The organism is Xanthomonas sp. LF07-6 (assembly GCF_034105445.1).
In the GTDB taxonomy this organism is placed as follows: Bacteria; Pseudomonadota; Gammaproteobacteria; order Xanthomonadales; family Xanthomonadaceae; genus Xanthomonas_A; species Xanthomonas_A sontii.
This window is the reverse complement of sequence record NZ_JAXGGI010000005.1, coordinates 209879-228020: the sequence shown is the minus strand read 5'-3', so window position 1 is coordinate 228020 and position 18142 is coordinate 209879. Positions and strand designations below refer to the sequence as shown.

The 18142-nt window shown below is 69.1% G+C and carries 10 protein-coding genes; 8 read left to right on the top strand and 2 right to left on the bottom strand.

Annotated features, from left to right (window positions below):
- Window positions 1-4: 4 nt before the first annotated feature.
- Complete coding sequence (gene dgoD / locus SLW56_RS11115; RefSeq protein WP_017909522.1) at window positions 5-1156, bottom strand: galactonate dehydratase; 1152 nt, start codon at window positions 1154-1156, stop codon at window positions 5-7.
- Window positions 1153-1773, bottom strand: a complete 621-nt coding sequence (locus SLW56_RS11110) for a 2-dehydro-3-deoxy-6-phosphogalactonate aldolase (RefSeq protein WP_041500105.1) — start codon at window positions 1771-1773, stop codon at window positions 1153-1155. Before SLW56_RS11110 ends, dgoD begins: the two co-directional genes overlap by 4 nt.
- A 280-nt stretch (window positions 1774-2053) precedes the next feature.
- Between SLW56_RS11110 and SLW56_RS11105 the strand changes: the two genes are divergently transcribed.
- The 8 genes from SLW56_RS11105 to SLW56_RS11070 all read left to right on the top strand — a co-directional run bounded on the left by SLW56_RS11105 (window position 2054) and on the right by SLW56_RS11070 (window position 18011).
- Window positions 2054-3016 carry a LysR substrate-binding domain-containing protein gene (locus SLW56_RS11105; protein ID WP_017913161.1) on the top strand — a complete coding sequence of 321 codons (963 nt, stop codon included), beginning with the start codon at window positions 2054-2056 and terminating at the stop codon, window positions 3014-3016.
- Between the two features lie 271 nt (window positions 3017-3287).
- Window positions 3288-6224 (top strand): TonB-dependent receptor, encoded by a 2937-nt coding sequence (locus SLW56_RS11100; RefSeq protein WP_320694832.1) that lies wholly within the window; start codon window positions 3288-3290, stop codon window positions 6222-6224.
- 85 nt (window positions 6225-6309) lie between these two features.
- The gene (locus SLW56_RS11095; protein ID WP_320694831.1) at window positions 6310-8244 is read left to right on the top strand and encodes a sialate O-acetylesterase; all 1935 of its coding nucleotides are present in this window, start codon (window positions 6310-6312) and stop codon (window positions 8242-8244) included.
- A gap of 47 nt (window positions 8245-8291) precedes the next feature.
- On the top strand, window positions 8292-9947 hold the full coding sequence (locus SLW56_RS11090; protein ID WP_295911529.1) for a DUF5597 domain-containing protein: 1656 nt from the start codon (window positions 8292-8294) through the stop codon (window positions 9945-9947).
- Between the two features lie 53 nt (window positions 9948-10000).
- Window positions 10001-12883: a TIM-barrel domain-containing protein gene (locus tag SLW56_RS11085; RefSeq protein WP_320694830.1), complete on the top strand. Its 2883-nt coding sequence runs from the start codon at window positions 10001-10003 to the stop codon at window positions 12881-12883.
- 741 nt (window positions 12884-13624) lie between these two features.
- Window positions 13625-15118, top strand: coding sequence for a xylulokinase (xylB, locus tag SLW56_RS11080; protein ID WP_320694829.1), 1494 nt, complete (start codon window positions 13625-13627; stop codon window positions 15116-15118).
- A 34-nt stretch (window positions 15119-15152) separates the two neighbouring features.
- Window positions 15153-16493, top strand: coding sequence for a xylose isomerase (gene xylA / locus SLW56_RS11075; protein WP_267084334.1), 1341 nt, complete (start codon window positions 15153-15155; stop codon window positions 16491-16493).
- A 90-nt stretch (window positions 16494-16583) separates the two neighbouring features.
- Window positions 16584-18011: a sugar porter family MFS transporter gene (locus SLW56_RS11070; RefSeq protein WP_152245522.1), complete on the top strand. Its 1428-nt coding sequence runs from the start codon at window positions 16584-16586 to the stop codon at window positions 18009-18011.
- The last annotated feature ends 131 nt before the right edge of the window (window positions 18012-18142 follow it).

The window sequence follows — 18142 nt, the reverse complement described above, 5'->3', positions numbered from 1 at the left end:
CGGCTCACCACTCGGCGATGCTGCCGTCGGCGTGACGCCAGATGGGATTGTGCCAGTCGGGTGGGTTGGCGTTGGCATGGCGCAGGCGCTCCTCGTCGATCTCCACGCCGAGGCCCGGTTTGGGCAATGCGGCGATGCTGCCGCCATTGTCGCAGGCGAAGTCGTCCTTGTTGAGCACGTAGTCGAGCAGGTCGGCGCCTTCGTTGTAGTGGATGCCGATGCTCTGTTCCTGCAGCACCGCGTTGTGCGAGACGAAGTCCACCTGCAGGCAGGCGGCCAGCGCCACCGGGCCGAGCGGGCAGTGCGGCGCCAGGCCGACCTCGTAGGCCTCGGCCATGCTGGCGATCTTCAGGCATTCGGTGATGCCGCCGGCGTGCGAGAGATCCGGCTGCAGCAGCGACAGGCCGCCGGCCTGCAGCACCGGCTTGAAGTCGAAGCGCGAGAACATGCGCTCGCCGGCCGCCAGCGGGATCGGCGTGGACGCGGCCAGCCGCGGGTAGTACTCGGCCTGCTCGGGCAGCACCGGCTCCTCGACGAACAGCGGCCTGAACGGCTCCAGTTCGCGCAGCAGCACGCGCGCCATCGGCGCGGCGACGCGGCCGTGGAAGTCGATGCCGAAGTCGATGGCGGTGCCGAACGCCTCGCGGATCTGCGCCACCTTGGCCACCGCGGCATCCACCGCGCGCGGGCCGTCGATCAGCTTCATTTCCTCGGTGCCGTTGAACTTGAAGGTGTCGAAGCCGAGGTCGCGGTAGCCCTGGATCTGCGCGATGGTCGCCGCCGGGCGGTCGCCGCCGACCCAGCGGTAGGTCTTCATGCGGTCGCGCACGCGCCCGCCGAGCAGTTCGTACACCGGCACGCCCAGTGCCTTGCCCTTGATGTCCCACAGCGCCTGGTCGATGCCGGCGATGGCGCTCATCAGGATCGGGCCGCCGCGGTAGAAGCCGCCGCGGTAGAGCATCTGCCAGATGTCGTTGATCCGTGCCGGGTCCTTGCCGATCAGGCTGTCGCCGAGTTCGCGCACCGCGGCCTCGACGCTGCGCGCGCGGCCTTCGATGACCGGCTCGCCCCAGCCGGTGATGCCCTCGTCGGTCTCGATCTTCAGGAACAGCCAGCGCGGCGCGGCGTGGTAGGTGGTGAGGCGGACGATCTTCATGCGCGGTCCAGATAGGCGTGGCGGAAGGCGGCGGCATGCGCCTGGGTCTGTGCGAGCGACTGGCCGGGGCGGTACAGCTCGCCGCCGATGCCGGCGCCGATCGCGCCGGCGCCGAGGTAGTCGTGCAGGGTCTCGGTGTTGACGCCGCCGACCACGAACAGCGGCACCTGCGCCGGCAGCACCGCGCGCAGGGCGCGCACGTGGCCGGGGCCGTAGGTGGCGGCGGGGAACAGCTTGAGCATCTGCGCGCCGGCATCCAGCGCGTCGAATGCCTCGGTGGCGGTGGCGAAGCCGGCCACCACCTGCAGGCCGCGCGCCACCGCGTGGCGGATCACCGGCGGGCGCGTGTTGGGGGTGACGATGAAGCGTGCGCCCAGATCGGCCAGGGCGTCGACGTCGCCGATCTGCAGCACGGTGCCGCCGCCGATCCAGCAGCGCTGCCCGAACGCCTGCGCGGCCGGGCCGATGCTATCGGCCCAGCGCGGCGAGTTGAGCGGGATCTCGATCGCGTCGTAGCCGGCATCGGCCAGCGCCCCGACGTGCGCCAGCGCGTCCTCGGGGGTGAGACCGCGCAGGATCGCGATCAGCGGGAGTCGGAACGGGGAAGCGGCGGACATCGGGATACCTGGCGGAAACGACGGTGACGGAAGCGCCGGGCCAGCGCGACGCCGCGGCGGGACCGGAGGCGGGAGGCCACGGTCCGCGCCCGTGCGTTGGCGCGCTGGCCAACCCGGCGGCATCCGCCGCGGCAGGCCGGTGCCCGACGAACGGCGACGCCGGCGGGGGCGCGATGGACCGTAGCCTGCGCGCGTGAGCTATGCTCTGCAAATGAAATTTTAGGCATATTCTATTCCGCCGCCGAATAGGCGGTTTCGCCTTCCAGGACGCCTGCCCACGATGAATGCTTCCGCCAATCCCTGGTTCAACGCCGCGCGCCTGAAGACCCGGCATCTGTTGCTGCTGCTGCAGTTGCACGAGCACCGTTCGGTGCTGCGCGCGGCCGAGGCGGCCAGCATGACCCAGCCGGCGGCGTCCAAGCTGCTGGCGGAAATGGAGGACCTGCTGGGGGTGAAGCTGTTCGAGCGCCACGCGCGCGGGGTCGAACCGACCTGGTACGGGCAGGTGCTGATCCGCCGCGCGCGCGCGGCGATGTCGGAGATCGGCCGTGCCCAGGAAGAGATCGCCGCACTGTGCGAAGGGCGCATGGGCCAGGTCTCGATCGGCACCGTGGTCAATCCGGGCACCAACCTGGTGCCGCAGGCCATCGCCGAGGTCAAGCGCGAGTTCCCCGGCATCCTGGTGCGGGTGGAGATGGACTACAGCCGGCCGCTGGTGGCCAAGCTGCTCGATGGTCAGCTCGACATCGTGATCGGGCGCATCCTCGGCCCCTACGGCGCCGAGGCGCTGGAGTTCGAGCCGCTGGCCGACGAGCCGCACTCGGTGATCGCCCGCGCCGGCCACCCGCTGTCCACCCGCGCCGACCTGCGCCATGCCGACCTGGCCCGCTACGGCTGGGTGCTGCCGCCGGCCGACAGCGTGCTGCGCGCGCGCCTGGACGCGATGTTCCTGGAGCATGCGGTGCCGGCGCCGCAGAACGTCATCGAGACCTCGTCGCTGCCGGTGATGACCAGCCTGCTGCGCGGCAGCGACCTGCTGGCCGCGCTGCCGGCCGAGGCGGTGGCGCCGTATGTACAGGCCAAGCTGCTGACGGTGTTGCCGATCACGCTGGGCGTGCGCATGGAATCGTTCGGCATCGTGCGCCGCCGCGACTATCTGCTGCCGCCGGGCGCCGAACGCGTGTTGCTGGCGCTGCGCAATGCGGCCAAGCGGCTGTATCCCGAGCGGGCGGCGAGCGTTTGAATGTCGTCGCAGACGGACGATTTCGTAGACATGCCGTGGTGCGCATCCCGCTAGTCTGGAATCACATAGCTTGACGGGAATTTTTCATTTGTTTCACGCCAAGTGCATTCCTAGTCTCGGCCGATCGCGGTAGCGACCGACCTGCCCCTCTGCGCAGCGGCGCCATCCGATACGGCAGCGGCTGAGACCGACGCCGTCACAACTCGCAGGACGGCGCCCTGGTGCGACCGTCGCCCGTGTCTGTGTGCATGTCTCCTGGGAGGGAAACCGCATGGCATCGCAGCATTCTTGTGGTCCGGCTCTGCCGACCGCAGCGTCACGTCGTCCCCGTGTTTTGCCGCGTTCGCTCATCGCGCTGAGCATCGGCCTGCTGCTCAGCGCACAGGCGCTGGCGCAGGAGGCGGAGTCTGCGAGCGCACCGCCTGCCGCGCGCAAGAAGGGCGACCCGGTGACCCAGCTCGATGCGGTCGAGGTCAAGGGCGTGCGCGGCAGCCTGATCAAGTCGCAGTCGATCAAGCACGATGCCGAGCAGATCGTCGATTCGGTCAGCGCCGAGGACATCGGTGCATTGCCGGACCGCAGCGTCACCGAGACCCTGCAGCGGGTCAGCGGCGTGACCATCGATCACTTCATGGCGCGCAACGACCCGGACCACTTCTCGGCCGAAGGCAGTGGGGTGATGATCCGTGGCATGACCCAGGTGCGCGGCGAACTCAACGGTCGCGACAGCTTCAGTGCCGCCAGCGGACGCGGGCTCAGCTTCGAGGACGTGCCGGCCGAACTGATGGCCGGCGTGGACGTGTACAAGAATCCCTCGGCGGAGATCATCGAAGGCGGCCTCGGCGGCACGGTCAACCTGCGCACGCGCATGCCGTTCGACCAGCCGGGCCGGGTCATCGGCTTCACCGCCGACGTCAACTACGGCGACCTGAGCAAGACCTACAAGCCGTCGGGCTCGTTCCTGTTCAGCGATCGCTGGAACACCGGCCTGGGCGAAATGGGCTTCATGCTCGATGTGGCGCACTCGGAACTGGCCACGCGCAGCGACGGCATCCAGGTGGAACCGTTCGTGCGCCGCACCGATCCCGCGTTGCTGGCTGGCACCAGCTTCGACAAGGTCTACGTGCCCGGTGGCGTCAACTGGCGGCAGCTGGAGTTCGAACGCAAGCGCAAGGGCGTGGCGGCCGCCTTCCAGTGGCGGCCCAGCGACGCCACCGACCTCTACGTGCAATACCTGCGTTCGTCCTACGACATGAATTGGCAGGAGCGCGCGGCGTTCTTCAACGACGACACCAACGCCATCGCGCCGGCGCCGGGCACCACCTTCACCTACGACGATGCAGGCCGTTTCGTCAGCGGGTCGCCGGCGTCCAGTTCCTGGCGCGGCAACGTCACCGGCAACGACGGCGTGCGCTTCTACACCGACAACCGCTACGCCCGGCAGAGCACCACCACCTCCGATCTGTCCGGCGGCTTCACCCATCGTTTGACCGACCGGCTGACCGTGCGCGGCGACATGCAACTGGTGCAGTCGCAGAGCGACACCCTGGATTTCACCCTGTTCAGTTCGATCTATCTGCCGGGCCTGACCTTCGACCTCAGCGGCAAGTATCCCGCCGTGACCCTGGCCGACCCGAGCTACACCGCCGACCCCTCCAATTACTTCTGGAGCGCGGCGATGGATCACCTCGCGAAGAACCGCGGCCGCGAACTGGCCACGCGCTTCGACCTGGAGTACAGCTACGACGACAACCCGTGGCTGCGCACCTTCCGTGCCGGCATCCGCGCCACCGACCGCACCCAGACCAACAAGAATTCCGGCTACAACTGGGGCGTGATCAGCGACAACTGGGCGACCATCCCCGGCACCGCCACCGGCCTGGCCGACCTGGCCAGCTACATGACCGCGTCCTCGTCGCTGTATTCCTTTTCGAACCTGTTGCGCGGCAATGTGCGCGTGCCCAACAACCTGTATTTCCCGCGCAACAGCGCGGTCAAGGACTACGCCGGCACCTCGGCGCTGATCGAGCAGATCGTCGCGCTGCGCGGTTATGGCTGGGCGCCGGATCAGTACCAGTTGCAGGACACCAACCGCCAGTTCGAACGCACCCAGGCCGCGTACATGGTGATGTACTTCGGCAACGACACCGCGCTGGGCGTGCCGGTGGACGGCAATATCGGCGTGCGCGTGGTACAGACCAGGACCGAGGCCTCGGGCTACGGCCAGTATCCGGACCTGTCCGCCACCTCGGCCTCGGATGCGCTCAAGGCCCAGTACTACGGACAGTACTTCCCGAACGACGCGCGCGGCAGCTACACCGACGTGCTGCCGAGCCTGAACCTGCGCTTCAAGTTCTCCGATGCGCTGCAACTGCGCCTTGCCGCGTCCAAGGCGATGGCGCGGCCGGACTACACCCAGTTGCAGCCGTATCTGCTGCTCACCGCCACCGTCAACGACGACGGCTCGCTGAAGGACTGGACCGGCTCCGCCGGCAACCCCAACCTCAAGCCGATGAAGGCCGACCAGTACGACGCCGCGCTGGAGTGGTACTTCGACAGCAGCGACATGATGTACGTGACGCTGTTCTACAAGAGCGTCAAGGACTACTTCTCCAACCAGACCGTCACCGAGAACTATGGCGGCCAGGATTTCCTGGTGACGCGTCCGTACAACATGGACAAGGGCCGCATCCGCGGCTTCGAGTACGGCTACACCCAGTTCTTCGATTCGCTACCGGGCTGGATGAGCGGCTTCGGCGTCAATGCCAACTTCACCTTCGTCGACAGCAGCGGCGGCGTGAATACGGCCACCGATCCCTACACCAAGACCACCGTCACTGGCGTGGCGCTGCCGCTGGAAGGCCTGTCGCGGCGCAGCTACAACTTCGCCGGCATTTACGAGAAGGGTCCGCTGTCGGTGCGCCTGGCCTACAACTGGCGTTCGCGCTATCTGCTGACCGCCAGCGACGTGTCAACCAAGCTGCCGACCTGGTCGGACGACTACGGCCAGCTCGACGGCTCGGTGTTCTATCGGTTCTCGCCGCACCTGCAACTGGGCATCCAGGCCAACAACATCACCAACGCGGAGACCAAGGTGCTGATGGGGCCGACCTCCTACAGCGATGGCGAGGTCGACCGGCACCTGTACACGCGCAGCTGGTTCGTCAACGATCGTCGTTACTCACTGGTGCTGCGCGCCAACTGGTAGGCGCGCAGCCGTCTCCGGCGCGCGGTCCGCCTGCGGCGAGGCGGGTGGCTGCCGCCGGTTTTTCCTCCCGACGCAGGAACCGCTCATGGCAAGACCGCTGCATCCCACCGTTCGCCTGGCGCTGCTGGCGCTGGCGTTCGCGTCATGGCCGGCCGCGGCGGAACTGCAACTGCCGTTGCTGTTCGCCGACGGCGCCGTCCTGCAGCGCGATGCACCGATTCCGGTCTGGGGCTGGGCCACGCCTGGCGCACGCATCCAGGCGCGCCTGGACGGTGCCAGCGCCAGTGCGGTCGCAGGCCGCGATGGCCGCTGGCAACTGCAGTTGCCGGCGCATGCGGCCGGTGGCCCGTACGTGCTGGAGGTGCAGGGCGACGGCAGCCAGCGCCGTATCGGCGACGTGCTGATCGGCGACGTGTGGCTGGCCAGCGGCCAGTCCAACATGGAGTGGCCGCTGGCGCAGGCGCGCGACGGCGCGCGCGAAGTGGCGGCGGCGACGGATCCGCAACTGCGCGACTTCAAGGTGCCCAAGGCCTGGTCGGCGCAGCCGCAGCCGCGGCTGCCCGGCGGCAGTTGGGTTGCGGCCACGCCCGCCACCGCCGGCGCATTCTCGGCGGTGGCGTATTTCTTCGCGCGCGACCTGCGCCAGCACACCGGCGTGCCGATCGGCATCATCGACAGCACCTGGGGTGGCAGCGCGATCGAGGCCTGGATGGACGCGGCCTCGCCGGGCGTGGACGCGGCGCAGGTACGTACGCGCATCGCGCAGATGCAGGCCAAGGACGCACAGGACCTTGGCGAGACCCGGCGGCGCCTGGCGCGCTGGCCACAGCCGACCACCGCGGATGCGGATGCCGGCTGGGCCGCTGCCGATCTGGACGACCGCGACTGGGACCGCCAGCCGCTGCCGGGGCTGTGGGAACAGCATGGCTACGTCGGCATGGACGGCGTCGCCTGGTATCGCAGCACTTTCACCCTCAGTGCAGCCGAAGCCAAGGCCGGCGCCTTCGTGGGCATCGGCCCGGCGGACGATGCCGACACCACCTACGTCAATGGCGTGGAGGTCGGCCATACCGAAGGGCGCTACACCGAACCGCGCCGCTACCGCGTGCCGCCGGCAGCGCTGCGCGCCGGCGTCAACCACATCGCGATCCGCATCCTGGATACCGGCGGCTTCGGCGGCATTCCCGGCGATGCGGCGGCGTTCTTCGTGCAGCCCGACGGCGGCCAGCCGCGCTCGCTGGCCGGCGACTGGCGGTTCCGCCCGGCCAAGGTCACGCTGGCCGCCAACGACGACAAGAACCAGGTGCCGACGCTGCTGTACAACGCGATGATCCATCCCTTGCAGCCGTTCCCGGTCAAGGGCGTGATCTGGTACCAGGGCGAGAGCAACGCCTACCCGTATGGCGCGCTGCGCTACCGCGAGCAGTTCGCCTCGCTGATCGGGCGCTGGCGGCAGGAGCGCGGACAGCCGCAGCTGCCGTTCCTGTGGGTGCAACTGGCCAACTGGAAGGCCGGCAACGACCAGGGCGACCTGAGTCCGTGGGCGCAACTGCGCGAATCGCAGACCAGGACGCTGGCGCTGCCGGCCACCGGGCAGGCGGTGACCATCGACATCGGCACGCCGGACAACATCCATCCCCCCAACAAGCAGGACGTGGGGCATCGCCTGGCGCTGGTCGCACGCCATGTGGCCTACGGCGAAACCCTGGTCTACAGCGCGCCGGTGTTCGCGCGCGCCACGTTCGCCGATGGCCAGGCGCGGGTGATGTTCGACCTGATGGGCAGCACCCTGGCGGTGCGCGGCGGCGGCACTGTGCTGCGTGGCTTCGCCCTGGCCGGTGCCGATCGCCACTTCCATCCGGCGCAGGCGCGGATCGAGGGCGACCAGGTGGTGGTCCACAGCGACGCGGTGCCGCAGCCGCAGGCAGTGCGCTACGCCTGGAGCGAAAACCCCGAGGACGCCGACCTGGTCAACCGCGAGCAGTTGCCGGTGGGCCCGTTCCGCAGCGACGACTGGTGAGGCAGGGCGCCGGCCACGTGCGGAGAATCGGATCGCCGTCGCGCGCGTTGCGCACCGCATGGCGGCTGCCTGTCCTGCTGTCGCTGCTGCTGAGCGGCTGCCAGGCCGCGCCGGATGCACCGTCGGCGGAGACGCACACGCCCGCTGCCGCGACATCGGCGCCGGCCCAGGCACCGATCCCGCGCCTGGTGAGCAGCGACGGTCGGCATGCCTTGTTGGTCGACGGCGCACCGTTCCTGATCCTCGGCGCGCAGGTCAACAACTCCAGCAACTATCCGGCGGCGCTGGCGCAGGTGTGGCCGGCGATCCACGCGCTGGGGCCGAACACCGTGCAGGTGCCGATCGCCTGGGAGCAGGTGGAACCGGAAGAGGGACGGTTCGATTTCTCCTTCGTCGATACCCTGCTGGCGCAGGCGCGCACGCAGCGGGTGCGGCTGGTGCTGCTGTGGTTCGGCACCTGGAAGAACAACGGCCCCAACTACGCGCCGCACTGGGTCAAGACCGACGATGCGCGCTTCCCGCGCGTGGTCGCGCGCGACGGACGGCGCCTGGATTCGCTGTCGCCGCTGGCGCCAGCCACGCTGGAGGCCGATCGCAAAGCGTTCGTCGCCTTCATGCGGCATCTGCGCCAGGCCGATCCGCAGCGCACCGTGATCATGGTGCAGGCCGAGAACGAGCCGGGCACCTACGGCAGTGCGCGCGATTTCTCGCCGATGGCGCAGCGCGTGTTCGACGGCCCGGTGCCGCAGGCGTTGCTGCAGCGGCTCGGCAAGTCGCCGGGCAGCTGGGCGCAGGTGTTCGGCGCCGATGCCGACGAGATCTTCCATGCCTGGCACATCGCGCGCTTCATCGACCGCGTCGCCGAGGCCGGCAAGGCCGCGTATCCCTTGCCGATCTACGTCAATGCGGCGTTGCGCGGCCCGTTCAATCCGGGTCAGCCCGGGCAGTACGCCAGCGGCGGCCCCACCGACAATGTGCTGGACGTGTGGAAGGCGGCGGCCCCGCACATCGACCTGCTGGCGCCGGACATCTACATGCCCGAGTACCCGCTGTACACCACGGTGCTGCAGCGCTACGCACGCCCCGACAACGCGCTGTTCGTCGCCGAGACCGGCAACCGCCCCGAGTACGCCCGCTACCTGTATCCGGCGCTGGGCCACGACGGCATCGGCTGGTCGACCTTCGGCATCGACTACAGCGGCTACTCCAACGATCCGCTCGGTGCCAAGCGCGTGGACGCGCAGGCGCTGGCGCCGTTCGCGCTGGGCTATCGCGCGGTGGGCATGGGCATGCGCGTGTTCGCCCGCGCCGCGGCCGCCGGCAAGCTGCACGGCACCGCCGAGGCGCCGGGCCAGGCGGTGCAGGAGCTGCCGCTCAACGCGCGCTGGAGCGCCACCGTCACCTACGGCGTGCCGCAGTTCTGGTTCCAGGGCGAGCCGCCCGGCAATCCTGCGCCGATCGGCGCGGCGCTGATCGCCGAACTTGGCCCGGACACCTTCCTGATCACCGCCCAGCATGCGCGGGTGACCCTGCATCCGGCCAGCGCCGCGACCGCCAACATGCTCTACGACCGGGTCGAAGAGGGCGTGTACGACGGCGAGCAGTGGCGGTTCCGGCGCAACTGGAACGGCGACCAGACCGATTACGGACTCAACTTCTCCGACGTGCCGCAGTTGCTGCGCGTCACCCTGGCGACTTATTGACCATGCGGCGGCGCCAGACGCGCCATGCCGCGTGACTTTCCAAGGGAGTGACCATGCACCACGCCAACCGTTGCCTGCCGCCTTCGTTGCCACGCCTGTTGGCGCTGGCGTTGCTCGCGGTCGCCGCGTCCGCCGCCGCGCAGCAGGTGACCCGCGATGCCGAGGGCGTCACCGTGCATCCCAGCGCCAGGGGCGCGGCGCCGGTACGCCTGCAGGTGATCGACCGCGGCATCGTCCGGGTCAGCGCCGATCCCACCGGCGCGTTCCAGCGCACACCCAGCCTGATGCGGGTGCCGGTGCAGGGCGACACCGGCTTTACGCTGGAGCAACACGGCGACACGGTGCAGCTCAAGACCGCGCGGATGACCGCGCAGGTGTCCACCGTCGACGGCCATGTCGGCTTCACCGATGCGCAGGGCACGCCGCTGCTGGCTGAAGTGGCGGGCGGGCGCAGCTTCGCGCCGTTGCAGGTCGAGGGCCGCCACTACCTGAGCCTGCGCCAGCGCTTCGTCTCGCCGCCCGACGAGGCCTTCTACGGGTTCGGCCAGCACCAGCAGGGCTGGATGAACCAGAAGGGCCACGACATCGAACTGCTGCAGAGCAATCTCGACATGGCGGTGCCGTACCTCGTGTCCAGCCGCAACTACGGGATCCTCTGGGACAACAACGCGATCACCCGCTTCGGCGATCCGCGCGGGCTGCAGCCGCTGCCGGCGACGCTGCGCCTGTACGACGCGCACGGCAAGCCCGGCGCGCTGACCGCGCACTACGCGATCGACGGCAAGCCGGTGCTGGAGCGTCGCGAAGCCGACATCGGCTATCAGTACATCAAGGACCTGGCGAAATTCCCCGCCGCGGCCAAGCCCGGCGACAAGCGCCGCATGCAGGTGCGCTGGGAAGGCCAGATCGAGGCCGAGCGCGGCGGCACGCATACCTTCTCGCTCTACGCCAGCGAGTACGCCAGGCTGTGGGTCGACGGCAAGCTGCTGGTCGACCGCTGGCGGCAGAACTGGAACCCCTGGCACCACGAGTTCGCGCTGCAGCTGCAACCCGGCCAGCGGCATACCCTCAAGGTCGAATGGGACCTGATCGATCCCAGCTACATCGCGCTGCTGCATCGCGACCCGCTGCCGGCGGCCGAAGTCGGCGACCTGTCGCTGTGGTCGGAAGCGGGGCAGATGATCGACTACTACGTCGTCGCCGGCGACAACGCCGACCAGGTCATCGCCGGCTACCGCACGCTGACCGGCAAGGCCGTGTTGCTGCCGAAGTGGGCCTACGGCTTCTGGCAGAGCCGCGAGCGCTACAAGACCGAGGACGAGCTGCTCGGCGCGCTGGCCGAGTACCGCCGCCGGCAGTTGCCGATCGACAACATCGTGCTCGACTGGTCGTACTGGCCGGAGAACGCCTGGGGCTCGCACAACTTCGACCGCGCGCGCTTTCCCGACCCGGACGGCATGGTCAACACGGTGCACGCCAGCCACGCGCAGCTGATGATCTCGGTCTGGCCGAAGTTCTATCCGAGCACCGCCCACTACAAGGAACTGGACGCGGCCGGGCACATCTACCGGCGCAACGTCGAGGTGGGCGAACTGGACTGGATCGGCAAGGGCTACACCAACGCGTTCTACGACCCATATGCGGCCGATGCGCAGGCGATCTACTGGCGGCAGATCGACGAGACGCTCAACCGCAAGGGCATCGATGCCTGGTGGCTGGATGCGGACGAGCCCGACGTGCATTCCAACCTGGACATCGCCGAGCGCAAGGCGCGCACCACTCCGACCGCGCTGGGGCCGTCCACCGAGTTCTTCAATGCCTATCCGCTGCCGCACACCCACGGCGTCTATGCCGGCGACCGCGCCGCCGACGGCAAGCGCGTGTTCATCCTCTCGCGCAAGGGCTACGCCGGCATCCAGCGCAACGCCGTGGCGGTGTGGAGCGGCGACATCGCCTCGCGCTGGGAGGACATGCGCGAGCAGATCTCCGCCGGCGTCAACCTGTCGATGTCGGGCCTGCCGAACTGGACCTTCGACATCGGCGGCTTCGCCGTGGAGAAGCGCTACGAAAGCCAGGACCCGGCGCACCTGCCCGAGTGGCGCGAACTCAACACGCGCTGGTTCCAGTTCGGCGCCTTCGTGCCGCTGTTCCGCTCGCACGGCCAGTTCCCGTACCGCGAGATCTGGAACATCGCGCCGGAAGGCACGCCGTACTACGCCAGCATGGCCTACTACAGCCGCCTGCGCTACGCGCTGCTGCCCTACATCTACACGCTCGCCGGCGACACCTATCACCACGACGGGGTGATGATGCGCGGCCTGCCGATGGACTTCCCGCACGACCCCAAGGTCGCCGACATCGACGACGAGTACCTGTTCGGCCCGGCGTTCCTGGTGGCGCCGGTGACCCGCTTCGGCGCGACCTCGCGCAAGGTCTACCTGCCGGCGGGCACCGACTGGATCGACTTCAACAGTGGCGCGCGCCACGCCGGCGGCCAGACCATCGACGCCGCCGCGCCGCTGCAGCGCATGCCGCTGTTCGTGCGCGCCGGCGCCATCGTGCCGATGACCCAAGTGCAGCAGTACGTCGACCAGATCCCGGACGCACCGCTGACCGTGGTGGTCTATACCGGCGCCGACGGTCGCTTCTCGCTGTACGAGGACGACGGCACCGGCTACGGCTACGAGCAGGGCGAGTTCAGCCGTATCCCGCTGCAGTGGGACCAGGCCAGGGGCGTGCTGCGCATCGGCGCGCGCGAGGGGCGCTGGCCGGGCATGCAGGACCGGCGCACCATCCATGTGCGCTTTGTCGATGGCCCGCGCGACGATGCCGGCGTGCTCGAACCCGCGGCCGACGCCAGCGTCGAGTATCGCGGCCAGCCCCTGGAGGTACCGCGCAAGCGGACCGGCCATGCCGTCGCGGCGCGGGCCGGATGAGTCTGGCGGGAGGCGAGATACTGCCAACGTCGGTTGCCGCATGCTGGCGGTCGTGGCGTGCTGGCTGGTTTGCGATGCAACGAAACATGCGCGCTACGCCCGTACCCTCATCCGCCCCTGCGGGGCACCTTCCCCCAATCGGAGAAGGGATGCGTGTTCACACGCGTGGGCGTGATCGTGACGGTGACAACGAAGCAGCCGCGGTGCGCTTAAGCCCCTCTCCCCCCGGGAGAGGGGTTGGGGTGAGGGTACGGAGCGCAGCGCTTCATCTGCTCCCTGGGGTACTTCCCCCGAAGCGGGCCATGGTCCATTGGGAGAAGGGATGCATCGAATGCGCAACGGTGCAACATGCGCACACCTTGCGCGCAGGTTTGATGCAGCGCATCAAGATGGTGCCGTGTGTAGACACATCCTGCGCAGAGTCGAGACCGCGTCAGTCGCCATCGTGTCGCGCATGCGACGGGCCGTCACTGCATGCAATGACATCCGTTGGCTTGATCCGTGTCCTGCTTCTGCATGCGTTGACTGTGAGTTGTCTTCATGGCGGCTGGATCCATTGCGTGCGCACGCCATCGCTCGGGCCGCCCTGGCAGAGCGCGACGCGCAGCGTCATCATGCGCCGCTGCGTGATGCATGCAGTGCGCACTACACTCGGCGTCACGGCGGGCGGTCCCCGCACGCCGGCCTTTCTCCTGGAGCGATGATGGAACTGGGTGTGTGCACGATGTGGCGGGTAGGGCAATGAGTCTGTACATCGGTCTGGACGTGGGCACGCAGAGCGTCAAGCTGCTCGCCTACGATGCCGACAGCCGGCAGGTGGTGGCCACCCACGGCCATGCGCTGGACCTGATCAGCCGCGACGACGGTACCCGCGAGCAGCAGGCGCAGTGGTGGATCGACGGCATCGTCGCCTGCTTCGCCGCACTGAGCGCCGAACAGCGGGCGCAGGTGCGGGCCATCGCGGTGTCCGGGCAGCAGCACGGCTTCGTGCCGCTGGATGCGCAAGGCCAGGTCACCGCGCCGGTGAAGCTGTGGTGCGACACCAGCACCCAGCGCGAGTGCGAGGAGATCATGGAGGCGGTCGGCGGCGCGCAGCGCTGCGTGGAGCTGGCCGGCAATCCGATCCTGGCCGGCTACACCGCCTCCAAGCTGCCATGGACGCGCAAGCATCGTCCCGACGCCTACGCGGCGATGACGACAGTGCTGCTGCCGCACGACTACGTCAACTTCTGGCTCACCGGCGAGCGCTACGCCGAAGTCGGCGACGCCTCCGGCAGCGGCTGGCTGGACGTGCGCACCCGGCAATGGTCGGCGCCGCTGCTGCAGGCGATCGATCCGCAGCGCGACCTGGCCGCGGCGCTGCCGCCGCTGGTGCCGACCGAAAGCAGCTTCCCCTTGTCCGCCGCCGCGGCGCAGACGCTGGGCCTGCCGCGCGAGGTGCGCGTGGCCACTGGCGGCGGCGACAACATGATGGCGGCGATCGGCACCGGCAACGTGGTGCCGGGACGCCTGAGCATGAGCCTGGGCACCTCCGGCACGCTGTTCGCCTACGCCGAGCGCCCGGTGGTCGACCCGGACGCACGCTGGGCCGCGTTCTGCTCCTCTAGCGGCGGCTGGTTGCCGCTGATCTGCACCATGAACTGCACGGTCGCCACCGAGACCATCGCGCGTCTGTTCGGCATCAAGACCGGGCAGGGCGAGGCCTTGCTCGCCGCCACCGCGCCCGGTGCGGATGGATTGGTGCTGCTGCCGTTCTTCAACGGCGAACGCACCCCGAACCTGCCGGCGGCGCGCGGTTGCCTGACCGGCATGGACCTGCACAACACGACGCCGGCGCATTTCTATCGCGCGGCGATGGAGGGCGCCAGCTACAGCCTGCGCAACGGTTTCGACGCCTTCGTCGACGCCGGCCTGCAGTTCGATGCGATCTCCCTCACCGGCGGCGGCAGCAACAGCGCCGGCTGGCGCCAGCTCATCGCCGACTTGTTCGGGCTTCCGGTGCACGTGCCGGCGCAGGCCGAGGGCGCGGCATTCGGCGCCGCGCTGCAGGCGCTGTGGGCCGACGGCTGGGCGCAGGGCGACCGCGCCAGCCTGGCCGAGGTGGTGCTGCAGCACCAGCAGGACGATGCGACGCGCTCCGCGCAGCCGGATGCGCAACGCGGCGCGCAGTACCAGGCGCACTACCAGAGCTTCCAGCGGCATCTGCAGGCCATCGGCCCGCTGTACGCCGCGTGATTCCCTTTCCCCCGCAACGCACCAGGACTTCGTGATGAGCACTTCCGTCTACACCGGCGCCAAGGAGTTTTTCCCGGGCATCGGCCGCATCCCGTTCGAAGGCAAGGCCTCGGACAATCCGCTGGCGTTCAAGGTCTACGACGCCGGCAAGCGCATCGGCGACAAGACCATGGCCGAGCACCTGCGCTTCGCCGTGGCCTACTGGCACAGCTTCTGCGGCAACGGCGCCGATCCGTTCGGCCCCGGCACCCGCGCCTATCCCTGGGATGCCGGCAGCGATGCGCTGGGCCGCGCCGAGGCCAAGGCCGATGCGGCGTTCGAGTTCTTCACCAAGCTCGGCGTGCCGTACTACTGCTTCCACGACGTGGACCTGGCGCCGGACGCCGAGGACGTCGGCCAGTACGAAAAGAACCTCAAGCACATGGTCGGCATCGCCAGGCAGCGCCAGGCCGACACCGGGGTCAAGCTGCTGTGGGGCACCGCCAACCTGTTCTCGCATCCGCGCTACATGAACGGCGCGGCGACCAACCCGGACTTCGACGTGGTCGCGCGCGCGGCGGTGCAGGTCAAGGCCGCGCTGGAGGCGACGGTGGAACTGGGCGGCGAGAACTACGTGTTCTGGGGCGGCCGCGAAGGCTACGCCTGCCTGCACAACACACAGATGCGACGCGAGCAGGAGCATCTGGCGCGGTTCCTGACCCTGGCCCGCGACTACGGGCGCAGCATCGGCTTCAAGGGCAATTTCCTGATCGAGCCCAAGCCGATGGAGCCGATGAAGCACCAGTACGACTTCGACAGCGCCACCGTAGTCGGCTTCCTGCGCCAGCACGGCCTGGACCAGGATTTCAAGCTCAACATCGAGGCCAACCACGCCACCCTGTCCGGGCACAGCTTCGAACACGACCTGCAGGTGGCCAGCGACGCCGGCCTGCTCGGCAGCATCGACGCCAACCGCGGCAATCCGCAGAACGGCTGGGACACCGACCAGTTCCCGGTCGACCTGTACGACACCGTGGGCGCGATGCTGGTGGTGCTGCGGCAGGGCGGGCTGGCCCCGGGCGGGCTCAACTTCGACGCCAAGGTGCGCCGCGAGTCGTCCGATCCGCAGGACCTGTTCATCGCCCACATCGGCGGCATGGACGCGTTCGCGCGCGGCCTCGAAGTCGCGCACGCGTTGCTCACCGCCTCGCCGCTGGAGCAGTGGCGCCGCGAGCGCTACGCCAGCTTCGACAGCGGTGCCGGCGCGGCCTTCGCCGCCGGCAAGAGCACGCTGGCCGACCTGGCCGCGCACGCCGCGCAGGCCGGCGAGCCGACCCAACGCAGCGGCCGCCAGGAGGCCTACGAGAACCTGATCAACCAGTACCTGCTGCGCTGAACCGGTGTGCGGCGGCGGCCCGGTGCCGCCGCCGCGCATGCTGCTCCCGCGCGCCGGCCGTCTTCCTCTTGCACGCCACCAGGTGAACCCATGTCCAGTGTTCCGATCGATCGCCACGCCGACGCCGGCGAGAACACCCGCCTCATCATCCTGATCAGCTGCGTCGCCACCATCGGCGGCTTCCTGTTCGGCTTCGACAGCGGCGTCATCAACGGTACGGTCGATGGCCTCAAGCAGACCTTCCAGTCCAGTTCCGCCGGCACTGGCTTCGAGGTCGCCTCGATGCTGCTGGGCTGCGCGATCGGTGCGTTCCTGGCCGGTTCGCTGGCCGATCGCTGGGGCCGGCGCACGGTGCTGATCGTCTCGGCGGCGCTGTTCCTGCTGTCGGCGCTGGGCGCCGGCGCGGCGCACAACTCGGCGGTGTTCGTGCTGGCGCGGATGATGGGCGGTTTCGCGGTGGGCGCGGCCAGCGTGATGTCGCCGGCCTACATCGCCGAGGTCGCCTCGGCGCGCTACCGCGGGCGCCTGGCCACGGTGCAGCAGATTGCGATCATCGGCGGGCTGTTCTGCGCCTTCCTCAGCAATTATCTGCTGGCCAAGGCCGCCGGCGCGTCCACCGAGGCGCTGTGGCTGGGGCAGCCGGCCTGGCGCTGGATGTTCTGGATGCAGGCGCTGCCGTCCACGGCGTTCCTGCTGCTGTTGCTGGCGATTCCGGAGAGTCCGCGCTTCCTGGTGGCGCGGGGCCGCCGCGAGCAGGCGCTGGCGGTGCTGACCCGGCTGTACGGCGCCAACACGGCGCAGACCAAGCTGACCGAAATCTCCGCCTCGCTGTCGGCCGACCAGCACACGCCGCGGCTGTCGGACCTGGTCAGCAAGGTCACCGGCAAGATCCGCCCGATCGTGTGGATCGGCATCGGCCTGGCCACCTTCCAGCAACTGGTCGGCATCAACGTGGTGTTCTACTACGGCGCGGTGCTGTGGCAGGCGGTGGGTTTCTCCGAGAGCGATGCGTTGTTGATCAACGTGCTGTCCGGTGCGTTGAGCATCGGTGCCTGCCTGATCACCGTGGTGTTGATCGACCGGGTCGGGCGCAAGCCGCTGTTGTGGATCGGCTCGGCCGGCATGGCGGTGTCGCTGGCCCTGGTCACCATCGCCTTCGCCAGCGCCTCGCTGGATGCGGCCGGCAAGCTGGCGCTGTCGCCGGGCATGGGCCGGCTGGCGTTGATCGCCGCCAACGTCTACGTGGTCTTCTTCAACATGTCCTGGGGCCCGGTGATGTGGGTGATGCTGGGCGAGATGTTCCCCAACCAGATCCGCGGCTCCGGCCTGGCGGTGGCCGGTGCGGCGCAGTGGATGTCCAACTTCGCCATCACCGTGACCTTCCCGGTCCTGCTCGGCAGCATCGGCTTGGCCGGCGCCTACGGCATCTACACCGTCGCCGCGTTCCTGTCGGTGTTCTTCGTGCTGCGCTACGTGTACGAGACCAAGGGCAAGGAACTGGAGCAGATGCAGGGCTGAGGCTGAGGCGCACGCGCGTGCTGCGCGCGTGCCATCTCTGGATCGGTGTGTCTGCAGCGAGCGGCCGAAGGCATTGCCGGATCGGCGAAGGCGCTGCGCGCGCCGTACCCTCACCCCAACCCCTCTCCCGG